Annotated in this window: 16 protein-coding genes and 2 tRNA genes; 12 read left to right on the forward strand and 6 right to left on the reverse strand. The window is 72.1% G+C overall.

The window, feature by feature from the left end:
• Window positions 1–93 precede the first annotated feature (93 nt).
• Complete coding sequence (gene cimA / locus AB0J06_RS09050; RefSeq protein ID WP_357426321.1) at window positions 94–1,692, forward strand: citramalate synthase; 1,599 nt, start codon at window positions 94–96, stop codon at window positions 1,690–1,692.
• Between the two features lie 49 nt (window positions 1,693–1,741).
• Here the strand turns inward: cimA and AB0J06_RS09055 are convergent, their stop codons facing one another.
• Complete coding sequence (locus tag AB0J06_RS09055) at window positions 1,742–2,737, reverse strand: endonuclease/exonuclease/phosphatase family protein (protein ID WP_357426323.1); 996 nt, start codon at window positions 2,735–2,737, stop codon at window positions 1,742–1,744.
• A 182-nt stretch (window positions 2,738–2,919) separates the two neighbouring features.
• Between AB0J06_RS09055 and AB0J06_RS09060 the strand changes: the two genes are divergently transcribed.
• The 5 genes from AB0J06_RS09060 to arfB are packed head-to-tail and all read left to right on the forward strand — an operon-like array spanning window position 2,920 to window position 7,326.
• Complete coding sequence (locus tag AB0J06_RS09060) at window positions 2,920–3,945, forward strand: MoxR family ATPase (protein ID WP_357426325.1); 1,026 nt, start codon at window positions 2,920–2,922, stop codon at window positions 3,943–3,945.
• Complete coding sequence (locus AB0J06_RS09065) at window positions 3,942–4,931, forward strand: DUF58 domain-containing protein (RefSeq protein WP_357426327.1); 990 nt, start codon at window positions 3,942–3,944, stop codon at window positions 4,929–4,931. The genes AB0J06_RS09060 and AB0J06_RS09065 overlap by 4 nt, the downstream gene beginning before the upstream one ends.
• Before the next feature lie 2 nt (window positions 4,932–4,933).
• Window positions 4,934–5,896, forward strand: a complete 963-nt coding sequence (locus tag AB0J06_RS09070; protein WP_357426515.1) for a VWA domain-containing protein — start codon at window positions 4,934–4,936, stop codon at window positions 5,894–5,896.
• A 19-nt stretch (window positions 5,897–5,915) separates the two neighbouring features.
• The gene (locus AB0J06_RS09075; RefSeq protein WP_357426329.1) at window positions 5,916–6,842 is read left to right on the forward strand and encodes a trypsin-like peptidase domain-containing protein; all 927 of its coding nucleotides are present in this window, start codon (window positions 5,916–5,918) and stop codon (window positions 6,840–6,842) included.
• Window positions 6,843–6,900: 58 nt separating this feature from the next.
• Window positions 6,901–7,326 (forward strand): alternative ribosome rescue aminoacyl-tRNA hydrolase ArfB, encoded by a 426-nt coding sequence (gene arfB, locus AB0J06_RS09080; protein ID WP_357426331.1) that lies wholly within the window; start codon window positions 6,901–6,903, stop codon window positions 7,324–7,326.
• Here arfB and AB0J06_RS09085 read toward each other — a convergent pair.
• Window positions 7,323–8,225 carry a 3-methyladenine DNA glycosylase gene (locus AB0J06_RS09085; protein WP_357426333.1) on the reverse strand — a complete coding sequence of 301 codons (903 nt, stop codon included), beginning with the start codon at window positions 8,223–8,225 and terminating at the stop codon, window positions 7,323–7,325. The two genes, arfB and AB0J06_RS09085, sit on opposite strands and share 4 nt — an antisense overlap.
• Before the next feature lie 25 nt (window positions 8,226–8,250).
• Window positions 8,251–9,357, reverse strand: coding sequence for a hypothetical protein (locus AB0J06_RS09090; RefSeq protein ID WP_357426335.1), 1,107 nt, complete (start codon window positions 9,355–9,357; stop codon window positions 8,251–8,253).
• 224 nt (window positions 9,358–9,581) lie between these two features.
• On the opposite strand from AB0J06_RS09090, the gene AB0J06_RS09095 reads away from it, so the two are divergent.
• The 3 genes from AB0J06_RS09095 (at window position 9,582) to AB0J06_RS09105 (ending at window position 10,707) form a co-directional block, all read left to right on the forward strand.
• Window positions 9,582–10,385, forward strand: coding sequence for a fumarylacetoacetate hydrolase family protein (locus AB0J06_RS09095; protein ID WP_357426337.1), 804 nt, complete (start codon window positions 9,582–9,584; stop codon window positions 10,383–10,385).
• Between the two features lie 98 nt (window positions 10,386–10,483).
• A tRNA-Gln gene (locus AB0J06_RS09100) sits at window positions 10,484–10,558 on the forward strand.
• Window positions 10,559–10,634: 76 nt separating this feature from the next.
• Window positions 10,635–10,707, forward strand: a tRNA-Glu gene (locus AB0J06_RS09105).
• Window positions 10,708–11,059: 352 nt separating this feature from the next.
• Here the strand turns inward: AB0J06_RS09105 and AB0J06_RS09110 are convergent.
• Window positions 11,060–11,746 carry an IclR family transcriptional regulator gene (locus AB0J06_RS09110; protein ID WP_357426339.1) on the reverse strand — a complete coding sequence of 229 codons (687 nt, stop codon included), beginning with the start codon at window positions 11,744–11,746 and terminating at the stop codon, window positions 11,060–11,062.
• Window positions 11,747–11,795: 49 nt separating this feature from the next.
• Between AB0J06_RS09110 and leuC the strand changes: the two genes are divergently transcribed.
• The 3 genes from leuC to AB0J06_RS09125 all read left to right on the forward strand — a co-directional run bounded on the left by leuC (window position 11,796) and on the right by AB0J06_RS09125 (window position 14,722).
• A complete protein-coding gene (gene leuC, locus AB0J06_RS09115; RefSeq protein WP_357426341.1) occupies window positions 11,796–13,250 on the forward strand; it encodes a 3-isopropylmalate dehydratase large subunit in 1,455 nt (484 codons plus the stop codon).
• 14 nt (window positions 13,251–13,264) lie between these two features.
• Window positions 13,265–13,852, forward strand: a complete 588-nt coding sequence (gene leuD, locus AB0J06_RS09120) for a 3-isopropylmalate dehydratase small subunit (protein ID WP_357426343.1) — start codon at window positions 13,265–13,267, stop codon at window positions 13,850–13,852.
• A 174-nt stretch (window positions 13,853–14,026) separates the two neighbouring features.
• The gene (locus tag AB0J06_RS09125; RefSeq protein WP_357426345.1) at window positions 14,027–14,722 is read left to right on the forward strand and encodes an HU family DNA-binding protein; all 696 of its coding nucleotides are present in this window, start codon (window positions 14,027–14,029) and stop codon (window positions 14,720–14,722) included.
• A gap of 149 nt (window positions 14,723–14,871) precedes the next feature.
• Here AB0J06_RS09125 and AB0J06_RS09130 read toward each other — a convergent pair whose 3' ends face one another.
• Both AB0J06_RS09130 and AB0J06_RS09135 read right to left on the reverse strand, forming a co-directional pair.
• Window positions 14,872–15,753, reverse strand: coding sequence for an NUDIX hydrolase (locus AB0J06_RS09130; protein ID WP_357426347.1), 882 nt, complete (start codon window positions 15,751–15,753; stop codon window positions 14,872–14,874).
• Window positions 15,741–17,267, reverse strand: a complete 1,527-nt coding sequence (locus AB0J06_RS09135; RefSeq protein WP_357426349.1) for a CYTH and CHAD domain-containing protein — start codon at window positions 17,265–17,267, stop codon at window positions 15,741–15,743. The genes AB0J06_RS09130 and AB0J06_RS09135 overlap by 13 nt, the downstream gene beginning before the upstream one ends.
• Window positions 17,268–17,301 lie beyond the last annotated feature (34 nt).

A 17,301-nucleotide genomic window follows, 5' to 3' on the forward strand; every position in this document is an offset into this window, starting at 1 on the left:
CCCCTCACGCCGAGCGCGCAGACCTCCCGCATCCGCCGGGGGGTCTTTTTGTTGGTCGCCACGAGCCGGTCGCAGGTCGAGAGAGGAATTTCGATGACATTCCAGGTGTACGACACGACGCTGCGCGACGGGGCACAGCGTGAGGGGATCAGCTATTCGGTCGTCGACAAGCTGGCCATCGCGCGACTGCTGGACGACTTCGGCGTCGGCTTCATCGAAGGCGGCTGGCCGGGCGCGATGCCGAAGGACACCGAGTTCTTCCGCCGGGCCCGCACCGAACTCGACCTGCGGCACGCGCTCCTCGTCGCGTTCGGCGCCACCCGCAAGGCCGGCGTCGCGGTCGCCGACGACCCCCAGGTGCGCGCCCTGCTCGACGCCGAGACGGCGGCGGTGTGTCTGGTCGCCAAGTCCGACATCCGGCACGTCGAGCGGGCGCTGCGCACCACCGGAGCCGAGAACCTGGCCATGGTCCGCGACACGGTCGCGCACTTCGTCGCCGAGGGCCGTCGCGTCTTCCTCGACTGCGAGCACTTCTTCGACGGCTACCGCTTCGACCCGGCGTACACCAGCGAGGTCACCGCGACCGCGCTCGAAGCCGGCGCCGAGGTGGTCGTCATGTGCGACACCAACGGCGGGATGCTGCCGTCGCAGGTGACCGCGGCGATCGGCCAGCTCGTCGACCGGCTCGGGGTCCGTCCGGACCGGCTCGGCATCCACTGCCAGAACGACACCTCGTGCGCGGTGGCCAACACCGTCGCCGCCGTCGAGGCGGGGGTGAAGCACTTCCAGGGCACCGCCAACGGCTACGGCGAGCGGCCCGGCAATGCCGACATCTTCGCCGTCGTCGGCAACCTGCAACTCAAGCTCGGGCTGCCCGTCCTACCGGAGGGGTGCCTCGAACAGATGGTGCGCGTCTCGCACGCCATCGCCGAGATCGCCAACATCGCCCCCGACACCCACCAGGCCTACGTCGGGGCCGCCGCCTTCGCCCACAAGGCGGGGTTGCACGCGAGCGCGATCAAAGTGGATCCGGTGCTCTACAACCACGTCGACCCGGCCGTGGTGGGCAACGACATGCGGATCCTCGTCACCGAGATGGCCGGTCGGGCCAGCATCGAGCTCAAGAGCCGTGAACTCGGTCTGGACCTGGCCGGCCATCCCGACGCGCTGTCGCGGGTCACCAAGCGGGTCAAGGAACTGGAGGCCGAGGGCTGGTCGTTCGAGGCGGCCGACGCCTCGTTCGAGCTGCTGGTCCGCGCCGAGCTCGCCGCCGAGACCGGCGCGGCGACCGTGCGGCCGTTCACGCTGGAGTCCTACCGGGTGATCGTCGAGCACCGCGAGGACGACGCGGTGGTCTCCGAGGCGACCGTCAAGATCCGGGTACGCGGCGAGCGGGTGATCGCCACGGCGGAGGGGAACGGTCCGGTCAACGCCCTCGACGAGGCGCTCCGGGTGGCGCTCTCCCGGCACTACCCCGAGCTGCGCGGCTTCGAATTGGCCGACTACAAGGTGCGCATCCTGGAGGGGAGCCACGGCACCGGCGCCGTCACGCGGGTGCTCGTGGAGACCGACGCGGAGGGTGGGCGCGACTGGACCACGGTGGGCGTCCACGAAAACGTGGTCGAGGCCAGCTGGCACGCGCTGGTGGACGCGCTCGCGTACGGGCTGGTGAAGGCCGGCGTGACCGCATGAGGCGGATCGGAAGGGCCCTGCCCTGTGCGGAAAGGGCCCTCCCGCCGAATCAGGACCGCGGAAGGGTGAGCTCGGCGAGCACGGGGCGGTGGTCGCTGCCGGGCAGTGGGTGCACCGAGACGCCGCTCACCCCGATCCGCCGGTCGACGAGCACGTGATCGATGGTGACCGGCGGAATGAGATCCCCGTCGTACGGGCCCCACGTGCCGACCAGGCCCTGACCGACCGCGGCCGCGGCGTCGACGTACCCCGTGCCGAGCAGGCGGCGCAGGACCGCGTGGTCCAGCGTCGAGTTGAAATCGCCGGCGAGGATGCGCAGCCCCCCGTGCGGCGTCGCGGCCGGCTGCGCGCGTAGGTCGGCCCACCAGTCCGGCAGGGTGGAGAGCGCGTGCGGGGCCATCGGGTGCGCCGATTCGACGCGCACCGGCGGGGCGCCCGGCACGGCGAGCGTCCCGTACGCCTGGGTGAATCCGCCGGCATTGCGACGGATACCGGTGTCGGTGAGCGGAAAGCGTGTGTAGAGCGCCGACCCCGTGGTGCCCACCTCCGCGTTGAGCTGCCGGTGCGGCAGCAACTCCGCCAGGCCCAGCCGGTCCAGCTCCGCCTGCGTCTGCGGCGTGAACTCCTGCAGTGCCAGCACGTCCACCCGGTGCGTGCGGACCAGCCCGACCACGGTCGCCGCGTCGCCCTCTCCGGCGAGCATGTTGGCGGTGGCGACCCGCAGTGGCGGACCGCCCGTGGCGGCACTGTCGGGCAGCGCCCGGGGCGCGACCGCGCCGATCAGCGTCAGCGCGACGACGCCGGCTGTCACCGCGGGCCACCGGCGGCGCAGCGCGACCGCGAGCACCAGCGGCGCGAGCGCCCAGCCGGCGACGTACGGCGTGAAGGCCACCAGTTGTACCAGCGGACCGCGTTCGAGCCCCGGCAGGCGGATCAGCGCCCACAGCAGTCCCGGGGCGGCGAGCAGCCAGCAAAGCCAGGTCAGTGCCGGGGACCGCCGGCGTGCGACCGGTGCCGTGCTCTTCTCTGTCGTCTCCACGCTCATCCGGGCACGTTAACCACCCCGTGTCGGCGTCGGGAACGCGCCGTCGTCCTGCCCGGCCACGCGCTCCGACCGGCCGGCGCGTTAATCGGGCCGTTTAGCGGGCAACCCCGACGGGTGCCCGACCCCGCCGGGCACGGACGTCCACCGCCAGTCATCCGCGCGCTCGACCGAGGGGAACCCACATGGTCACGCCCACACCGGCCACGACGGTCGCGACCGCGAGCGACCTGGAGCAGACGCTGTTCGAGGTCAAGAAGGTGATCGTCGGGCAGGACCGCCTGGTGGAACGCCTCCTCACGGCGCTGCTGGCCGATGGGCACTGCCTGCTGGAAGGGGTGCCCGGAATCGCGAAGACGCTCGCCGCGCAGACCCTGGCCACCGCGGTCGGCGGCGATTTCTCCCGGATCCAGTTCACCCCCGACCTGGTCCCGTCGGACATCGTCGGCACCCGGATCTACCGGGCGTCGACGGAGAGCTTCGACGTGGAACTCGGCCCCGTGATGGCCAACCTGGTGCTCGCCGACGAGATCAACCGCGCCCCCGCGAAGGTGCAGTCGGCGTTGCTGGAGGCGATGGCCGAGCGGCAGGTGTCGATCGGCGGGCGCAGCTATCCGGTGCCCGACCCGTTCCTGGTGCTCGCCACGCAGAACCCGATCGAGTCCGAAGGGGTCTACCAGCTGCCGGAGGCGCAGCGCGACCGGTTCCTGATGAAGGTCGTCGTCGACTATCCGAGCGACGAGGAGGAGCTGGGGATCCTCTACCGGATGGGGGCCAGGCGACCGCACGCCACACGGGTGCTCGACCCGGAGCGGCTGCGCGCCCTGCAGGCGCGGGCGCGCACCGTCTTCGTGCACCACGCCCTCGCCGAGTACGTCGTCCGGCTGGTGCTCGCCACCCGCCGTCCCGAACGGTTCGGCCTCGCGCCACTCGCGCCGCAACTCGCGTACGGGGCGAGTCCGCGCGCCACGCTGGGCCTGGTCGCCGCGGCCCGCGCGCTGGCGCTGCTGCGCGGACGCGACTACGTGCTCCCCGACGACGTGCAGGAGCTTGCCGTGGACGTGCTCGCCCATCGGCTGGTGCTCTCCTTCGACGCGGTGGCGGAAGGGGTTTCGGCGGAGTCCATCGTGCGCCGGCTGCTCCAGGCGGTTCCCCCGCCGCGGATCGCGCCGGCCCGCGAGGAGTCCACCGTCGGCCTGGCCGCGGCATGACGCGTGGGACGCGCGACGTCGACCACGCCAGCCTCCCGCAGTTGGCGCCCGAGGCGCGGCTGCGCCGGCTGGAACTGACCGTCACCCGGCGACTCGACGGACTCCTGCACGGACAGCACATCGGTCTGCTGCCCGGGGCGGGAAGCGAGCTCGCCGGTAGCCGCGAGTACCGGCCGGGGGAGGACGAGGTGCGCCGGATGGACTGGGCGGTCACCGCGCGGACGGCGGTGCCGCACGTGCGCGAGGTCGACGCCGACCGGGAACTGAGCACCTGGGTGCTGGTCGACTCGACGCCGAGCATGGACTTCGGCACGGCCGAGGTGGAGAAGCGGGAGTTGGCGGTCGCCGCGCTCGCCGCGGTCGGGTTCCTCACCGCCGGCGTGGGCAACCGGCTCGGCGTCCACGTGCTCGGCGCGGAGACGGTGCGCCGATTCCCGGACCGCACCGGCCGCACCCATCTGCTGGGGTTGCTGCGTACGCTGCTGGCCGCGCCGCGTGGCGCGGACGGCGCCCGGCCACCGTCGCTCGCCTCCGCGATCGACGGGTTGCGCCGATCGGCGCCCCGGCGCGGTCTGATCGTCGTGGTGTCCGATTTTCTGGACGGGCTCCCCGACGCCGAGGGCGGCGAGCCGACGTGGGAGAAGCCGTTGCGGCGGCTCCGCGTGCGCCATCAGGTGCTCGCGGTCGAGGTGACGGACCCACGCGAGCTGGAGCTGCCGGACGTCGGCCTCATCACGCTGATGGACCCGGAGACCGGGCAGCGCCGCGAGGTGTCGACCGGCAGTGCGCGGCTGCGCGAGCGCTTCGCCGCGGCCGCCGCCGGGCAGCGGCGGACGGTCGCGCAGGCGTTGCGTCGGGCGGGGGCGGCGCACCTGTCGCTGCGGACGGACCGGGACTGGGTCGCCGACATCGTCCGGCACGTCCACGTCCAGCGCCGGCTTTCGGTCGCCGGGCCGGCGGCGGGCTTCCGCGGAGGTGTCGCATGAGCATGAACTGGGAGTCCCCGCACCGGCTCTGGCTGCTGGCCGGAGTGGTCGGCCTGCTGGCCGGGTACCTGTTCCTGCAGCGGCGGCGGAGCCGCTACGCGGTGCGCTTCACCAACCTGCGCCTGCTGGACCGGGTCGCGCCGAACCGGCCGGCCTGGCGTCGGCACGTACCGGCCGGGTTGTTCCTGGCCATGCTGTCGCTGTTGGTGGTCGGCTTCGCGCGTCCCAACGCCGACGTGCGGGTCCCGCGCGAGCGGGCCACCGTCATGGTCGCGGTGGACGTGTCGACGTCGATGCTCGCCACCGATGTGGCGCCGAACCGGCTGGCGGCGGCGAAGTCCGCGGCGCACGGGTTCGTCGCCGACCTGCCCAAGCAGTTCAACGTCGGGCTGGTCGCCTTCGCCGGAAACGCCTCGGTGCTGGTCGCCCCGGACACCAACCGAAAGGCGTTGGACGCCGGCATCGACCGGCTCGCGGAGGGTGTGACCGGCACCCAGGGCACCGCCATCGGCGAGGCGATCAACACGTCGTTGGAGGGGATCCGTTCGCTGGACGCCAAGGCGGCCGAGACCCCGCCGCCCTCCCGGATCGTGCTCCTCTCCGACGGCGCGAACACGTCGGGTCGGGACCCGGAGACCGCGGCGAACGAGGCGATCGAAGCGGGCGTTCCGGTCGACACCATCTCCTTCGGCACCGTCGACGGCACCATCAACCAGGGGGGTGGCCAGCCGCTGCGCGTCCCGGTGGACGGAGACAGCCTGCGAGCCGTGGCCGGGGTGACCGGCGGCGCCTACCACGAGGCGGAAAGCAGCGACGAGCTGCGGAAGGTCTACGACAACATCGGTACGTCGGTGGGCTACCGCACCGAGCGGCAGGACGTCTCCGCCCGCTTCATCGGGGTGGGGTTGCTGCTGGGCCTGGCCGCCGCCGGCGGCTCGATGCTGTGGTTCTCCCGCCTGCCCTGACGTCTCTCAGGAGTGTGCGATGACTACCAGCCCTACCGGCCTCGGCGAACCGCGCGGACCGTGGTTCGTCTCGCCCGAGCTGAACCCCGCCGACCGTCCCGGTTACGGCGTGCCGGAGGCCGCGCCGCGCGGGGGTGGAGCCGGTGCGTGGCGGCGCGGCCTCCTCGCCGCCCTCGCCGTGGTGGCGCTCTCCACGGCGTCCGGCGGGCTCGCCGGCGGCTACGTCGCGAGCCGCGACCCCGCCCAGGGCAAGGTCGCGGCGAGCCCGCCGAGCTCCCCGGGCGGCGCGTCCGGCGTCCCCGCGGATCTGGTCAACGCGGCGGCGCAGGCGCTGCCGGGGGTCGTCTCCGTGCAGGTGGGCACCGGCAGCGGCATGGCCGGCGGCTCCGGTTTCGCCGTCGACGACGGACAACACATCATCACCAACGACCACATCCTCGACGCCGGGGGTTCGGGCGGGGTGACCGGCAGCGCGGCGGGCGGCAACGGAACAGGCGTCACCGTCGTGGGGCCGGACGGCCGGCGGTTGCCGGCCCAGGTGGTCGGCCGCGATCCGGGCAGCGACATCGCGGTGTTGCGGGTGTCGCGGTCGGCGGGTCTGCGGCCGCTGCCCCTCGCCCAGCCGAAGAGCACCCGGGTGGGGGAGCCGGTCCTCGCGGTCGGCTCGCCACTGGGCCTCTCGGGCACCGTCACCGCCGGCATCGTGAGCGCTCTGGACCGGCAGGTGCGGCTCGGCCACGCGGGCCGGCAGTCGGCGGTGCAGACGGACGCCTCCATCAACCCGGGGAACTCCGGCGGACCGCTGGTCAACGCCCGCGGTGAGGTGATCGGGGTGAACACGGCGATCGCCACACTGGAGGGAAGCGGCTCGATCGGGATCGGGTTCGCGATCCCCATCCAGCGGGCGGAGCAGGTGGCCGACCGCCTCATCCGGCGGGGCGGCTGACACGTCAGCGGCGGGAATGCGCGCGCGTGCCGGCCGGTGCGACCACTAGCCTCAAGGGATGGCCGAGGATCTGCGCGTGAGTGAGCGGCTGGTCATTCCGGCCAGCGAGTTGCGCGAACGCTTTTCCCGGTCGTCAGGTCCGGGCGGGCAAGGGGTAAACACCACGGATTCCCGCGTCGAGCTCACCTTCGACGTCGGAGCCTCCGCGGCGCTGCCGGAGTGGTTGCGCGGTCGGATCAGTGAGCGGCTCGCCGGGCGGCTCGTCGACGGCTCGCTCACCGTGACGGCCAGTGAGCACCGCGCGCAGCTCGCCAATCGCGAGGCCGCCCGTGCCCGGCTCGCCGCCCTGCTGCGCGAGGCGTCGGCGCCGCCGGCGCCGCCCCGTCGCGCCACCAAACCGAGTCGCCGGGCGAAGGAGCGGCGGCTCGACGCCAAGCGTCGGCAGTCGCAGTTGAAGAAGGGCCGACGGGCCCAGGAGGATTAGGCGTCCAGCGCGTCGATCGCGTCGATCAGACGGGCGCGCAGCGGCGCCGCCCGCTCGGCGAATCCGCGCTGTGCGGCGGCGTACTCGGCGCGTCCCTCCGGGGTTTCCACCGACACCGGCGGATAACCGAGCGCCGCCAGGTCGTACGGACTGGCCCGCATGTCGAGCGTGCGGATGTCCCGCGCCAGCGCGAACGCCTCGGCCACCAACTCGCTGCAAACCAGCGGCGACAGCTTGTATGCCCACTTGTAGAGGTCCATGTTGGCGTGTAGACAGCCCGGCTGCTCGTTGTCGAGTTGCCTCTCCCGCGTCGGCGAAAGCAGGTTCAGCGGCCGGGCGGGCGCGGTGAAGAAGCGGTAGGCGTCGAAGTGGCTGCAGCGGATTCGGTTCTGTTCCACGGTCTGCGCGGTCTGTTCCGGGGAAAGCCGCAGCGGCCACGCGTTGTGCCGGACCTCGTCCTGGGTCTGCCGGTAGACCATCGCCCACTCGTGCATCCCGAAGCACCCGAAGTGCGCGCTCCGCCCCGCCGTCGCCACGAGCAGCGTGCGGACCCAGGCCGCCGATTCGCCGCGGCGAGCCAGGAGCGCCGGGGTGTCCAGGGTGATCCCGCCGTCGACCGTCCGGTAGTCACGGCCGAATTCGTTCGGATCCGCGCCCGCCAGCACGACTCCGGCTCCGGGGTGCCAACGGCGCAGTTGAGCCGGGCGGTGCGAATAGTAGGTGAAGAGGAAGTCCTCGACCGGATGCTTACGGCCGGTGCGCCGCCGCTCCAGGTGCCCGCTCAGCCACCCGTCGACGATGTTCTCGTGCGCCGCCCGCCGGGCCCGCCAGGTCGCCGGCGCCAGTGCGCCGCGGCCGGCGCCGGTGGCGGCGGCGTCCGTCGGGGTGGTCGCGGTCATCCGTCCAGGGTACGGGCGGCGCGGCTCAGACCGAGGTCACGGTGACGCCGGCGTTGAAGACGCCGCTGCGTAGCTCGATCCGGTTGGGCAGCAGGTCGCTGGTGACGGTGAACACGAGCGGGAAGAGCAGGCGCTGGCCGGAGGCGACGGGCTCCGCGAAAAAATCCCGACCCCCGTTGACCTCCCGCGTGGCCGCCTCGTCGGTGCTGACCCAGTTGCCCGTGGGGAGGTAGGCCCGCTGCAGCGGCGCGTACCAGAGCTGTTTGTTGTTGCTGACGTTGTGCAAGCCGATCGTGGCGAGGCAGCGTCGGGCCGCTCGTCCGGACTCCTGGCACGCGATCCGGTAGACGGTGACCTCGAAGGCCGCCTCGTGCAGCACGGCGCCGACCGGGCCGGCGGCCGGCTCGCCGATCCAGCCTCCGTTGCGCTGTTTGCCGACGATCCCCGTGGCGTGGGCGCCGAGGACCGTCGCCTGCGTGCCGATCGCCGATCCGGCGGCCAACAGCACGATGCCCAGGGCGAACACGAGGAAGGCAGGGGGGCGGCGTCGGCGCGGCGCCGGTGGCGGTGCCAGGGCCCGAGCCGGATTCCGGGTCGTCGGGCCGATCGGGGGCCGGCCGGCCGCGCGCCGTCGGCGCCGGCGCAGCGACCGGGCGAACGACCAGATCAGGACGACGCCGAAGAGCAGGGACAGCCCGGCGATGGTGAGATTCCGTGGTTGCTGCCACCACACTCTGGCGTTGGCGGGCACGATCGGTGGTGGGGGAGTCCAGGAGGCGGCCGAGCAGTCGTACGGCCGGTTGCCGCCGTTTTCGTACGCGCAGGCGGGGGAGAGCAGCGGGGTGACGCCGCCGGACTGGGTGAGCGAGGTCGTCAGCGCGGTGGTGCTCCGGGGCGGGGCCTGGACCTGCCAGGTCACCTCGGTCTCGCCGACCCGACCGCCGGAGCTGGTGGTCGTCACGCCGGTGCCCCGCGGTAGCTCCTGCCGCACCGTGACGTCGATCGGCTTGGTGGTGGAGTTGCGCAGTTCGAGCCGGTAGTTCGGCGAGAGCTGACCGCTGCTGTTGATCGTCAGACTGACCGTATGGGGGTCGGCGCTGGCCGGTTGCGGCGCCGCGAGGGCCGACGACATCGCGACGATGATGAGGATTGCAGCGCGCTGCCACGAGGTAAACATGAGCTTCCTTCGCCTCCCATCCGAAGATAGGCCGCGTCGGTCCGGTCGGCTGGCGAAAGCCCCGATCCCATGTCCGCGCCGGTCCCCACCGGTACGGTGCCGCACCCACCGGCCGCGCCGCGACGACGAGTGTGTCGCCTCCCCGGCTCAGGAGTTCGCCCGCCGGATAGATTGAGCCCGTGCGAATCGCTCGTTTTGCTCATGCCAGTGGAATGTCATTCGGTGTCGTCGAGGGAGAGCCGGGGGCGGGGTTGGCAGGGCTGACCGTCGCCGAGATCGATGGTCATCCGTTCGGCCGCATCTCCTTCACCAAACAGCGCTGGGCCCTCGCGGACGTCCGGCTGCTCTCGCCGATCCTGCCGAGCAAGGTGGTGTGCGTCGGCCGCAACTACGCCGAGCACGCCGCGGAGCACGGTGCGGAGGTGCCGACCGAGCCGCTGATCTTCCTGAAGCCCTCGACCTCGGTGATCGGTCCGCGCGACGCGATCCGGTTGCCGGCCCAGTCCAAGCAGGTCGAGCACGAGGCCGAGCTCGCGGTGATCATCGGTCCGCCGGGGGCGCGCCGCGCTGACCGGGCGGACGCCGAGAAGGCGATCTTCGGGTACGCCTGCGGGAACGACGTCACCGCCCGCGACCTCCAGCGCTCCGACGGCCAGTGGACCCGCGCGAAGGGCTTCGACTCGTTCTGTCCGCTCGGCCCCTGGATCGTCACGGGCGCCGACGTGCGGGACCTCGAGGTGCGTTGTGAGGTGGGCCGCGACCCGGAGCAGATGGAGGTCCGTCAGCTGGGGCGGACGAAGGACATGGTGTTCGACGTGCCGACCCTCGTGTCGTACATCTCACACGTGATGACGCTGCTCCCCGGCGACGTGATCCTGACCGGCACGCCGGCCGGGGTGAGCCCGGTGACCGCCGGCGATACGGTGACTGTGCGTATCGAGGGGATCGGCGAGCTGTCGAATCCCGTGGTCGCGTTCGAGTAATCGGTGCTTCGCCGCGTCCGGGAAACGCCGTCATGGAACCCGATTTGGCGCGGACCATGGGGTCAGGTAAAGTTCTGTCCCGGTGCGGCAAGCACCGATGGGGTATGGGGTAATTGGCAGCCCAACTGATTCTGGTTCAGTTAGTCTAGGTTCGAGTCCTGGTACCCCAGCCACCGATGTGAATATGCATCGGTTGCTGGTCTCTGATAGAGTTCAGCACCGTTGTCCGGAAGGATAACGAAAAGTTCTGGCCCCGTCGTCTAGCGGCCTAGGACGCCGCCCTCTCAAGGCGGTAGCGCCGGTTCGAATCCGGTCGGGGCTACAGATTAGCCGAGGCGCCCTCCATCTGGAGGGCGCCTCGGCTTTTTGGTGGTCCGATCCGTGCGAGACCAGGCGGATCGCGGCAGGGCCACGTGGGTCCCTGCGGGGCCACGTGGGTCAGCGCGGGAACATCGTGCCCCGCCGCCCGCCGCCCGCCGCCCGCCGCCCGCAACTGCGTCGAGGTCGCGGCCAGTTCGCCGGCGGCGTGCTGCGCGCCGAGGTGGCGCCGGAGCGCGGCGTGCTGGCTCCGCTGACCACGTCCTCCACGCCGTTGGCGCGCCGGGTCGTCCCCGACGCCGCGGTACCCAGCTCCGCCGCCGTGCTGCTCGTGGTGGCGCTCTGTTCCTCGGGACCTACAGACCGGAGAGGCGTTGGCCGGCACGGACCACGGCCATCGCGTGCCGGTCGCCCGGACGTCGGCCGAGTCGCTCGATCGGGCCGGAGATGCTGATCGACGCGATGACGCGCCCCGTGCGGTCGCGGATCGGCGCTGAGACGCTCGCCACTCCGGCCTCCCGTTCGGCGACGCTCTGCGCCCAGCCCCGGCGGCGCACCTCGGCCAGCGTGCGACCGGTGAACTTGCAGCGCGGCAGCAGTGGCATCACGGCCTCCGGGGGCTCCCACGCGAGCAGGATCTGCGCGGCCGACCCGGCGACCATCGGCAGCACGGAGCCGACCGGGACGGTGTCCCGTAGCCCGCTGGCCCGTTCGGCGGCGGCGACGCAGATCCGCTCGTCGGCACGGCGCAGGTAGAGCTGTGCGCTCTCCCCGGTGGCGTCGCGCAATGCGGCGAGCAACGGCTCTGCCGCGGTCAGCAGCACGTCCGGCGCCGCGTTGGCGAGTTCGCCCAGGCGTGGCCCCGGGCGCCACCGCCCCTGGGTGTCCCGGACCAACATCCGGTGGATCTCCAGCGCCTGCGCCAACCGGTGGGCGGTGGCCCTCGGCAGCTTGGTGCGATCAACGAGTTCGGCCAGGCTGGCGCCGTCCACGCAGGCGGCAAGAATGACGACCGCCTTGTCGAGAACGCCGACACCGCTCATACTGTGTCCCACAAGCCGAAACATACCTCCCAGAATTTAGGATGTCCAGATGGTGGGAGTCACTCCGAAACCGACAGCGCCCCGGACCCTGGCCGAGAAGGTCTGGGATGCGCACGTGGTCCGGTCCGCCGACGGTGAGCCGGATCTCCTCTTCATCGATCTTCACCTCCTGCACGAGGTGACCAGCCCGCAGGCGTTCGACGGACTGCGCGTGGCCGGTCGGTCCGTCCGCCGCACGGACCTCACGCTCGCCACTGAGGACCACAACACCCCGACCGGGTACGCGGACCCCGCGTTCAACACCCGCCGCGGCGACCTGCTGACCATCGCCGACCCCACGTCGCGTACGCAGATCGAGACGCTGCGCCGCAACTGCGCAGAGTTCGGCGTGAAGCTGCACGCGCTCGGTGACGACAACCAGGGCATCGTGCACGTGATCGGGCCGCAGCTCGGCCTGACGCAGCCCGGTACGACGATCGTGTGTGGTGACTCGCACACCGCGACCCACGGCGCCTTCGGCGCCCTGGCGTTCGGCATCGGTACCAGTGAGGTTGAGCACGTCCTGGCGACCCAGACGCTCCCGCAGACCCGGCCCCGGACGATGGCCGTCACGGTCACCGGCGAACTCGGACCGGGGGTCACCGCGAAGGACCTCGTGCTCGCCCTCATCACGCAGGTCGGCACGGGCGGCGGACGCGGCCACATCGTGGAATACCGGGGCGAGGCGATCCGCAAACTCTCCATGGAGGGGCGGATGACGATCGCCAACATGTCCATCGAGTGGGGCGCGAAGGCCGGCATGATCGCGCCGGACGAGACCACCTTCGCCTACCTCAAGGGCCGTCCCAACGCCCCGCAGGGCGCCGACTGGGACGCCGCTCTCGCCTACTGGCGCACCCTGCCGACCGACGAGGATGCCACCTTCGACACCGAGGTGATCCTGGACGCCAGCCGGATCAGTCCCTTCGTCACGTGGGGCACCAACCCCGGCCAGGGCGCGTCGCTCAGCGCGAGCGTCCCCGACCCGGTCGACTTCGCCACTGAGGCGGAGCGCGTCGCGGCGCAGCGGGCGCTGGAATACATGGACCTCACGCCCGGCACGCCGCTGCGCGACGTCGCGGTCGACGTGGTCTTCGTCGGCTCATGCACGAACGGCCGACTGGAAGACCTGCGCGCCGCCGCCGATGTGTTGCGCGGGCGCACCGTCGCCGAGGGCGTACGGATGCTGGTCGTGCCGGGTTCCGCCGCCGTGCGGGAGGCCGCGGAGAGCGAAGGGCTGCACAAGGTCTTCCTCGACGCCGGCGCCGAGTGGCGCTTCGCCGGGTGCTCGATGTGTCTGGGCATGAACCCGGACACGCTCAAGCCGGGCGAGCGTTCCGCCTCCACCTCCAACCGCAACTTCGAGGGCCGGCAGGGCCGCGGCGGGCGTACCCATCTGGTCTCGCCGCCGGTCGCCGCCGCCACCGCCGTGGTCGGCCGGCTGGCCGCCCCCGCCGACCTGTGAAGGGCTGACACGACATGGACAAGTTCACCGAGCACACCGGCACCGCGGTTCCGCTGCGCCGTTCCAATGTGGATACCGATCAGATCATCCCGGCCGTGTATCTCAAGCGGGTCACCCGCACCGGATTCGCCGATGGTCTCTTCAACGCCTGGCGGGAAGATCCGGCATTCGTCCTCAACGATGCCTCATATGCGGGTGCGTCGATTCTTCTGGCCGGGCCGGAGTTCGGCACCGGCTCGTCACGGGAGCACGCCGTGTGGGCATTGCGCGACTGGGGCTTCCGCGCCGTCATCGCCCCCCGCTTCGGTGACATCTTCCGCGGAAACGCACTCAAGGAAGGGCTGCTGCCGGTCGAGCTCGAATTGAGCGTCGTCGAATCATTGTGGGAGCTGACGGAGCGCGACCCGAGTGCGCAGATCACTGTCGACCTCACCGCGCGGGAGGTGCGGGCGGCCGGCTCCGCCTGGCCCTTCCCCCTCGATGACTTCAGCCGTTGGCGGCTTATGGAGGGGTTGGACGACATTGGACTGACGCTGCGCCACGAGTCCGTGATCGCGGAGTACGAACAGCGCCGGCTTCCCTTCCTGCCCGTCGTGGCATAGGCCGATCCTCGGCCGCGCAGTCGTTTTCGCCCCCATCGGTTCAGCCGATGGGGGCGAATCCGTTACGACACAACGACTTTTTTCGAGCAGATGTTTGTGTACTGGGGGCGTAGGGCATACGGTGCGCGCAGAATGGCTCGCGATGAGTCTAGTTGCACAAACGGGAGGGAAGTCGTGAACAAGGCCGAGCTCATCGAAGCGCTCAGTGCTCGCCTGGGGGATCGTAAGGCGGCGACCGCAGCGCTCGACGCGGTTCTCGCCGAGATCCAGGTCGCGGTCACCAAGGGCGACCGGGTTGCGATCACGGGTTTCGGAGTTTTCGAAAAGCGTGCACGCGGTGCCCGAACAGCGCGGAACCCGCGCACCGGCGAAGCGGTGAAGGTGAAGAAGACATCCGTTCCGGCATTCCGTGCCGGCGCGGGATTCAAGGAGATGGTCGCCAGCGGCAAGGTGCCGAAGGTTGCCACGGTGAAGAAGGCCGCCACCGCCAAGGCGACGACGGCCCGCAAGGCCACCGTCGACAAGGCGACGGCGCCCCGGGTGACCACCCCGAAGGTGCCGCCGACCAAGGCGACCGCGGTCAAGAAGACCGCCGCCACCAAGGCGACCGCCACCAAGGCGACCGCCACGAAGGCGACCGCCACCAGGGCCACCCCCGCGACCAAGAAGGTCGCGGCGGCCAAGAAGACCGCCACCAAGGCGACCGCCACGAAGGCGACCGCCACGAAGGCGACCGCCACGAAGGCGACCGCCACGAAGGCGACCGCCACGAAGGCGACCGCCACCAAGGCCACCGCCACGAAGGCCACCGCCACCAAGGCGACGGCGGCCAAGAAGGCTCCGGCCAAGAAGGCCGCGACCCGGCGCTGACCCGAGGAAGTCCATCGAAGGGTGCCCACCATCCCGGTGGGCACCCTTCGTCCGTCCAGCGCGCCCGGCACATGCCGAACCGAACCGCCGGACCGGCCGCAGACGGCACACATAGGACAATGTGCGGCGTGCCCGCGCTGCCCGCCGGCCTACAGCCGGTCCGCGGCCGCCAACCGTCCGTCCGTGAAGGCGAGCAGCCAGCCGCCGCCCTTCGGCGTCGCGTACCGCTCCGGCCTGTCGTCGCCGGCCAGCCGCGCCAGCGCCGCCGGAATGACCTTGCCCTGACTGCACACCGCGGCGGGGATGCCGGCGGCCGCCAGTTCAGTGAGGCGCGCGGCCGCGACCAGCGCGTTCTCCACCGCGTCCTGGCCCGGCACCGGCTCATCGAAGGACGAGTCGATCTCGACCGGCAGATCCAGCAGCTCGGCCAGCGGATCGAGCGTCTGCAGGCACCGTCGCGCGCTCGCCGACAGCAACCGCCGCGGCGCGGTGAGCGCCTGCAACGCGGCCACCGCCCGGGCCTGCGCCAGCCCCTCCTCATCCAACGGCCGGCCCTGATCCGGCCCCGGCCAGGTGCCGCGCCTACCGGCATGCGCATGCCGAACGAGGGTGAGCACCGTCGTGACGGTCGGCAGCGCCGCGAAGTCTCCCAGCACCCGCACGTCATGGTCGTACGTCATCCGCCGGACCGCGGCCGGGACGGGCAGCCAGCACATCCCGTCGACCTCGCCCGCGACGCCCAGCCCCTCGCCCTCGTACCCGCGCATCGACCAGTAGTCGACGGTCTTCGGCAGACCGTCACGGATGTAGGAGACGGAAGGGAGGCGGATCTGCGGTACGCCACGCAGGTCGGTCTCCTCGCCGACCTCGCGCACCGCGGCGGCCAGCGGATGCTCTCCCGGCTCCAACTTGCCTTTCGGCAGCGTCCAGTCGTCGTACCGCGGGCGGTGGATCAGACAGATCTCCACCCCGTTGCCCGCCGGCCGCCAGACCACGCCGCCCGCGGCCCGCACCGGTGTCACGACAACCAATCGGTTCGGCGACCGCCGGTCGCGCGCCGCCACACCCGCGGGAAGTCCGCCCGGACCGCGCGGACCACCGTCCGTTCCCGCTCGAAGAGTCGCCCGGCGGTCAACGCCAGGGCGTGGTCGTCGGGATGAGCCCGCGCGATGTCCCGCCACGTTTCCGCGGCCACCACCGCGTCCTGGTGCTCGCCGAGGAGATCCTGCACGCCGGCGAGGGCCTTGGCGAGCTTCTTCGCCGCGCCGCCGGCGACGGGCACGACCGCGTCGACCGCGTACCGCGCCTTCTTGCCGTTGAGGCGGACCGCGTGCCAGCGGCCGTCGGGGGCGTCGGGGTCGAGATCGCCGGCGCCGTCGACGCCCTTGCCGCCGTACGCCAGCCTGCGCCAGCGCCGCGACACCAGCCGCGGCAGCAGGCGGTCCGCGCGGGACCCGGCCCGCGGCGTGAGCAGCGGGTCACGGGTCGCCTGGACGAGGGCCTCGACCAGCGTCAGGTAGCGCTGCGAGCGGAGCACCTCGTCGAGGCCGGTGAGCGCCCGCTCGTGCCGCGCCGCCAGTTGGGCGTCGAGCCGGGCCACCACGGGGGCGTCCGGCGGGCAGAGCGGATCGGCGTCGGCGGTACGGCGCAGCCGATCGCGGAGCACCTCCGCGTCGCGGGCCGCGCCGAGGGCATCGGCCAACCACTTCAACTCGGCACGCAGGGACCGGCTCCAGTCGGCCCGCACGAGCGGCGCGAAGGTGCGTAGGTCGCTGCGGAGCCGGCGGGTGGCGGCCCGCATCCGGTGCACGGCGGTCTTGCCGTCCGCCGGGGCGCGCAACCGCACCAGCGGGTCGTAGCTGAGCATCCGCCCCACGCTGCGGCGGATCGCGGCGGACACCACGTCACCGCCGGTCGGGCGGCGCGGCAGGTCGGCCGGCGGCACGAGGTCGGCAGGCGCGGACGCGGCCTCGCCCAGGGCGCGGACGTGCTTGGGGGTGAATCCGGTGACCGTCGCCCCGCCCTGGCGCAGCGGCGCCTCGATCTCGTCGAGCAGCCGGCGCGGCCCGTCCTTGCGCTCCACCTCGATTTCGCGGAACGTCGAGGGCGCCGTTGCACCGTCGAGCACCGTCACCGTGTCGTCGGCGAGCTCGGCGAGCACCCGGTCGTCGCCGTCGCGCAGCTCGTACGCCTGCCGCGCCGTGCGGATCACGACGACCGGTCGCAGCCGCGCGCCCCGGGAATACGCCGAAACCAACGCGACGAGGTCGGCGGGCGGCTCCCCCGCACTGCCCGCGCGGGAGATCTCGTGCCGCACGCCGGGCAGCTCGGCAGGGAGCTTCACCGTCCACGGCTCCCGGTCGCCGTCACGGTGCCGCAACGAGACCCCGGCGCGGGCCAGGCGCAGATCGGGGGCGTCGAAGTAGGTCGCGGTGAGGGTGACGGGCGGCAGCCGCACCACCCGGCCGCCGGGGGGCAGGCATTCGCCGAGCGCGGGGAGCGCGAAGTCGCCCCTGACCTCGTATTTGCGCTCCTCCTCCAGCATGTCGGTCAGCCTATCCGCGCCGGCGCGCCCGCCG

Origin of the sequence: Micromonospora sp. NPDC049679 (genome assembly GCF_040659735.1) — a bacterium.
Taxonomy (GTDB): domain Bacteria; phylum Actinomycetota; class Actinomycetes; order Mycobacteriales; family Micromonosporaceae; genus Micromonospora_I.

Bases quoted from the DNA above. Each gene is read 5' to 3' on its own strand.
- cimA (WP_357426321.1), top strand. From the start codon at position 94: ATGACATTCCAGGTGTACGACACGACGCTGCGCGACGGGGCACAGCGT.
- AB0J06_RS09055 (WP_357426323.1), bottom strand. From the start codon at position 2,737: ATGAGCGTGGAGACGACAGAGAAGAGCACGGCACCGGTCGCACGCCGG.
- AB0J06_RS09060 (WP_357426325.1), top strand. From the start codon at position 2,920: ATGGTCACGCCCACACCGGCCACGACGGTCGCGACCGCGAGCGACCTG.
- AB0J06_RS09065 (WP_357426327.1), top strand. From the start codon at position 3,942: ATGACGCGTGGGACGCGCGACGTCGACCACGCCAGCCTCCCGCAGTTG.
- AB0J06_RS09070 (WP_357426515.1), top strand. From the start codon at position 4,934: ATGAACTGGGAGTCCCCGCACCGGCTCTGGCTGCTGGCCGGAGTGGTC.
- AB0J06_RS09075 (WP_357426329.1), top strand. From the start codon at position 5,916: ATGACTACCAGCCCTACCGGCCTCGGCGAACCGCGCGGACCGTGGTTC.
- arfB (WP_357426331.1), top strand. From the start codon at position 6,901: ATGGCCGAGGATCTGCGCGTGAGTGAGCGGCTGGTCATTCCGGCCAGC.
- AB0J06_RS09085 (WP_357426333.1), bottom strand. From the start codon at position 8,225: ATGACCGCGACCACCCCGACGGACGCCGCCGCCACCGGCGCCGGCCGC.
- AB0J06_RS09090 (WP_357426335.1), bottom strand. From the start codon at position 9,357: ATGTCGTCGGCCCTCGCGGCGCCGCAACCGGCCAGCGCCGACCCCCAT.
- AB0J06_RS09110 (WP_357426339.1), bottom strand. From the start codon at position 11,746: ATGAGCGGTGTCGGCGTTCTCGACAAGGCGGTCGTCATTCTTGCCGCC.
- leuC (WP_357426341.1), top strand. From the start codon at position 11,796: ATGGTGGGAGTCACTCCGAAACCGACAGCGCCCCGGACCCTGGCCGAG.
- leuD (WP_357426343.1), top strand. From the start codon at position 13,265: ATGGACAAGTTCACCGAGCACACCGGCACCGCGGTTCCGCTGCGCCGT.
- AB0J06_RS09135 (WP_357426349.1), bottom strand. From the start codon at position 17,267: ATGCTGGAGGAGGAGCGCAAATACGAGGTCAGGGGCGACTTCGCGCTC.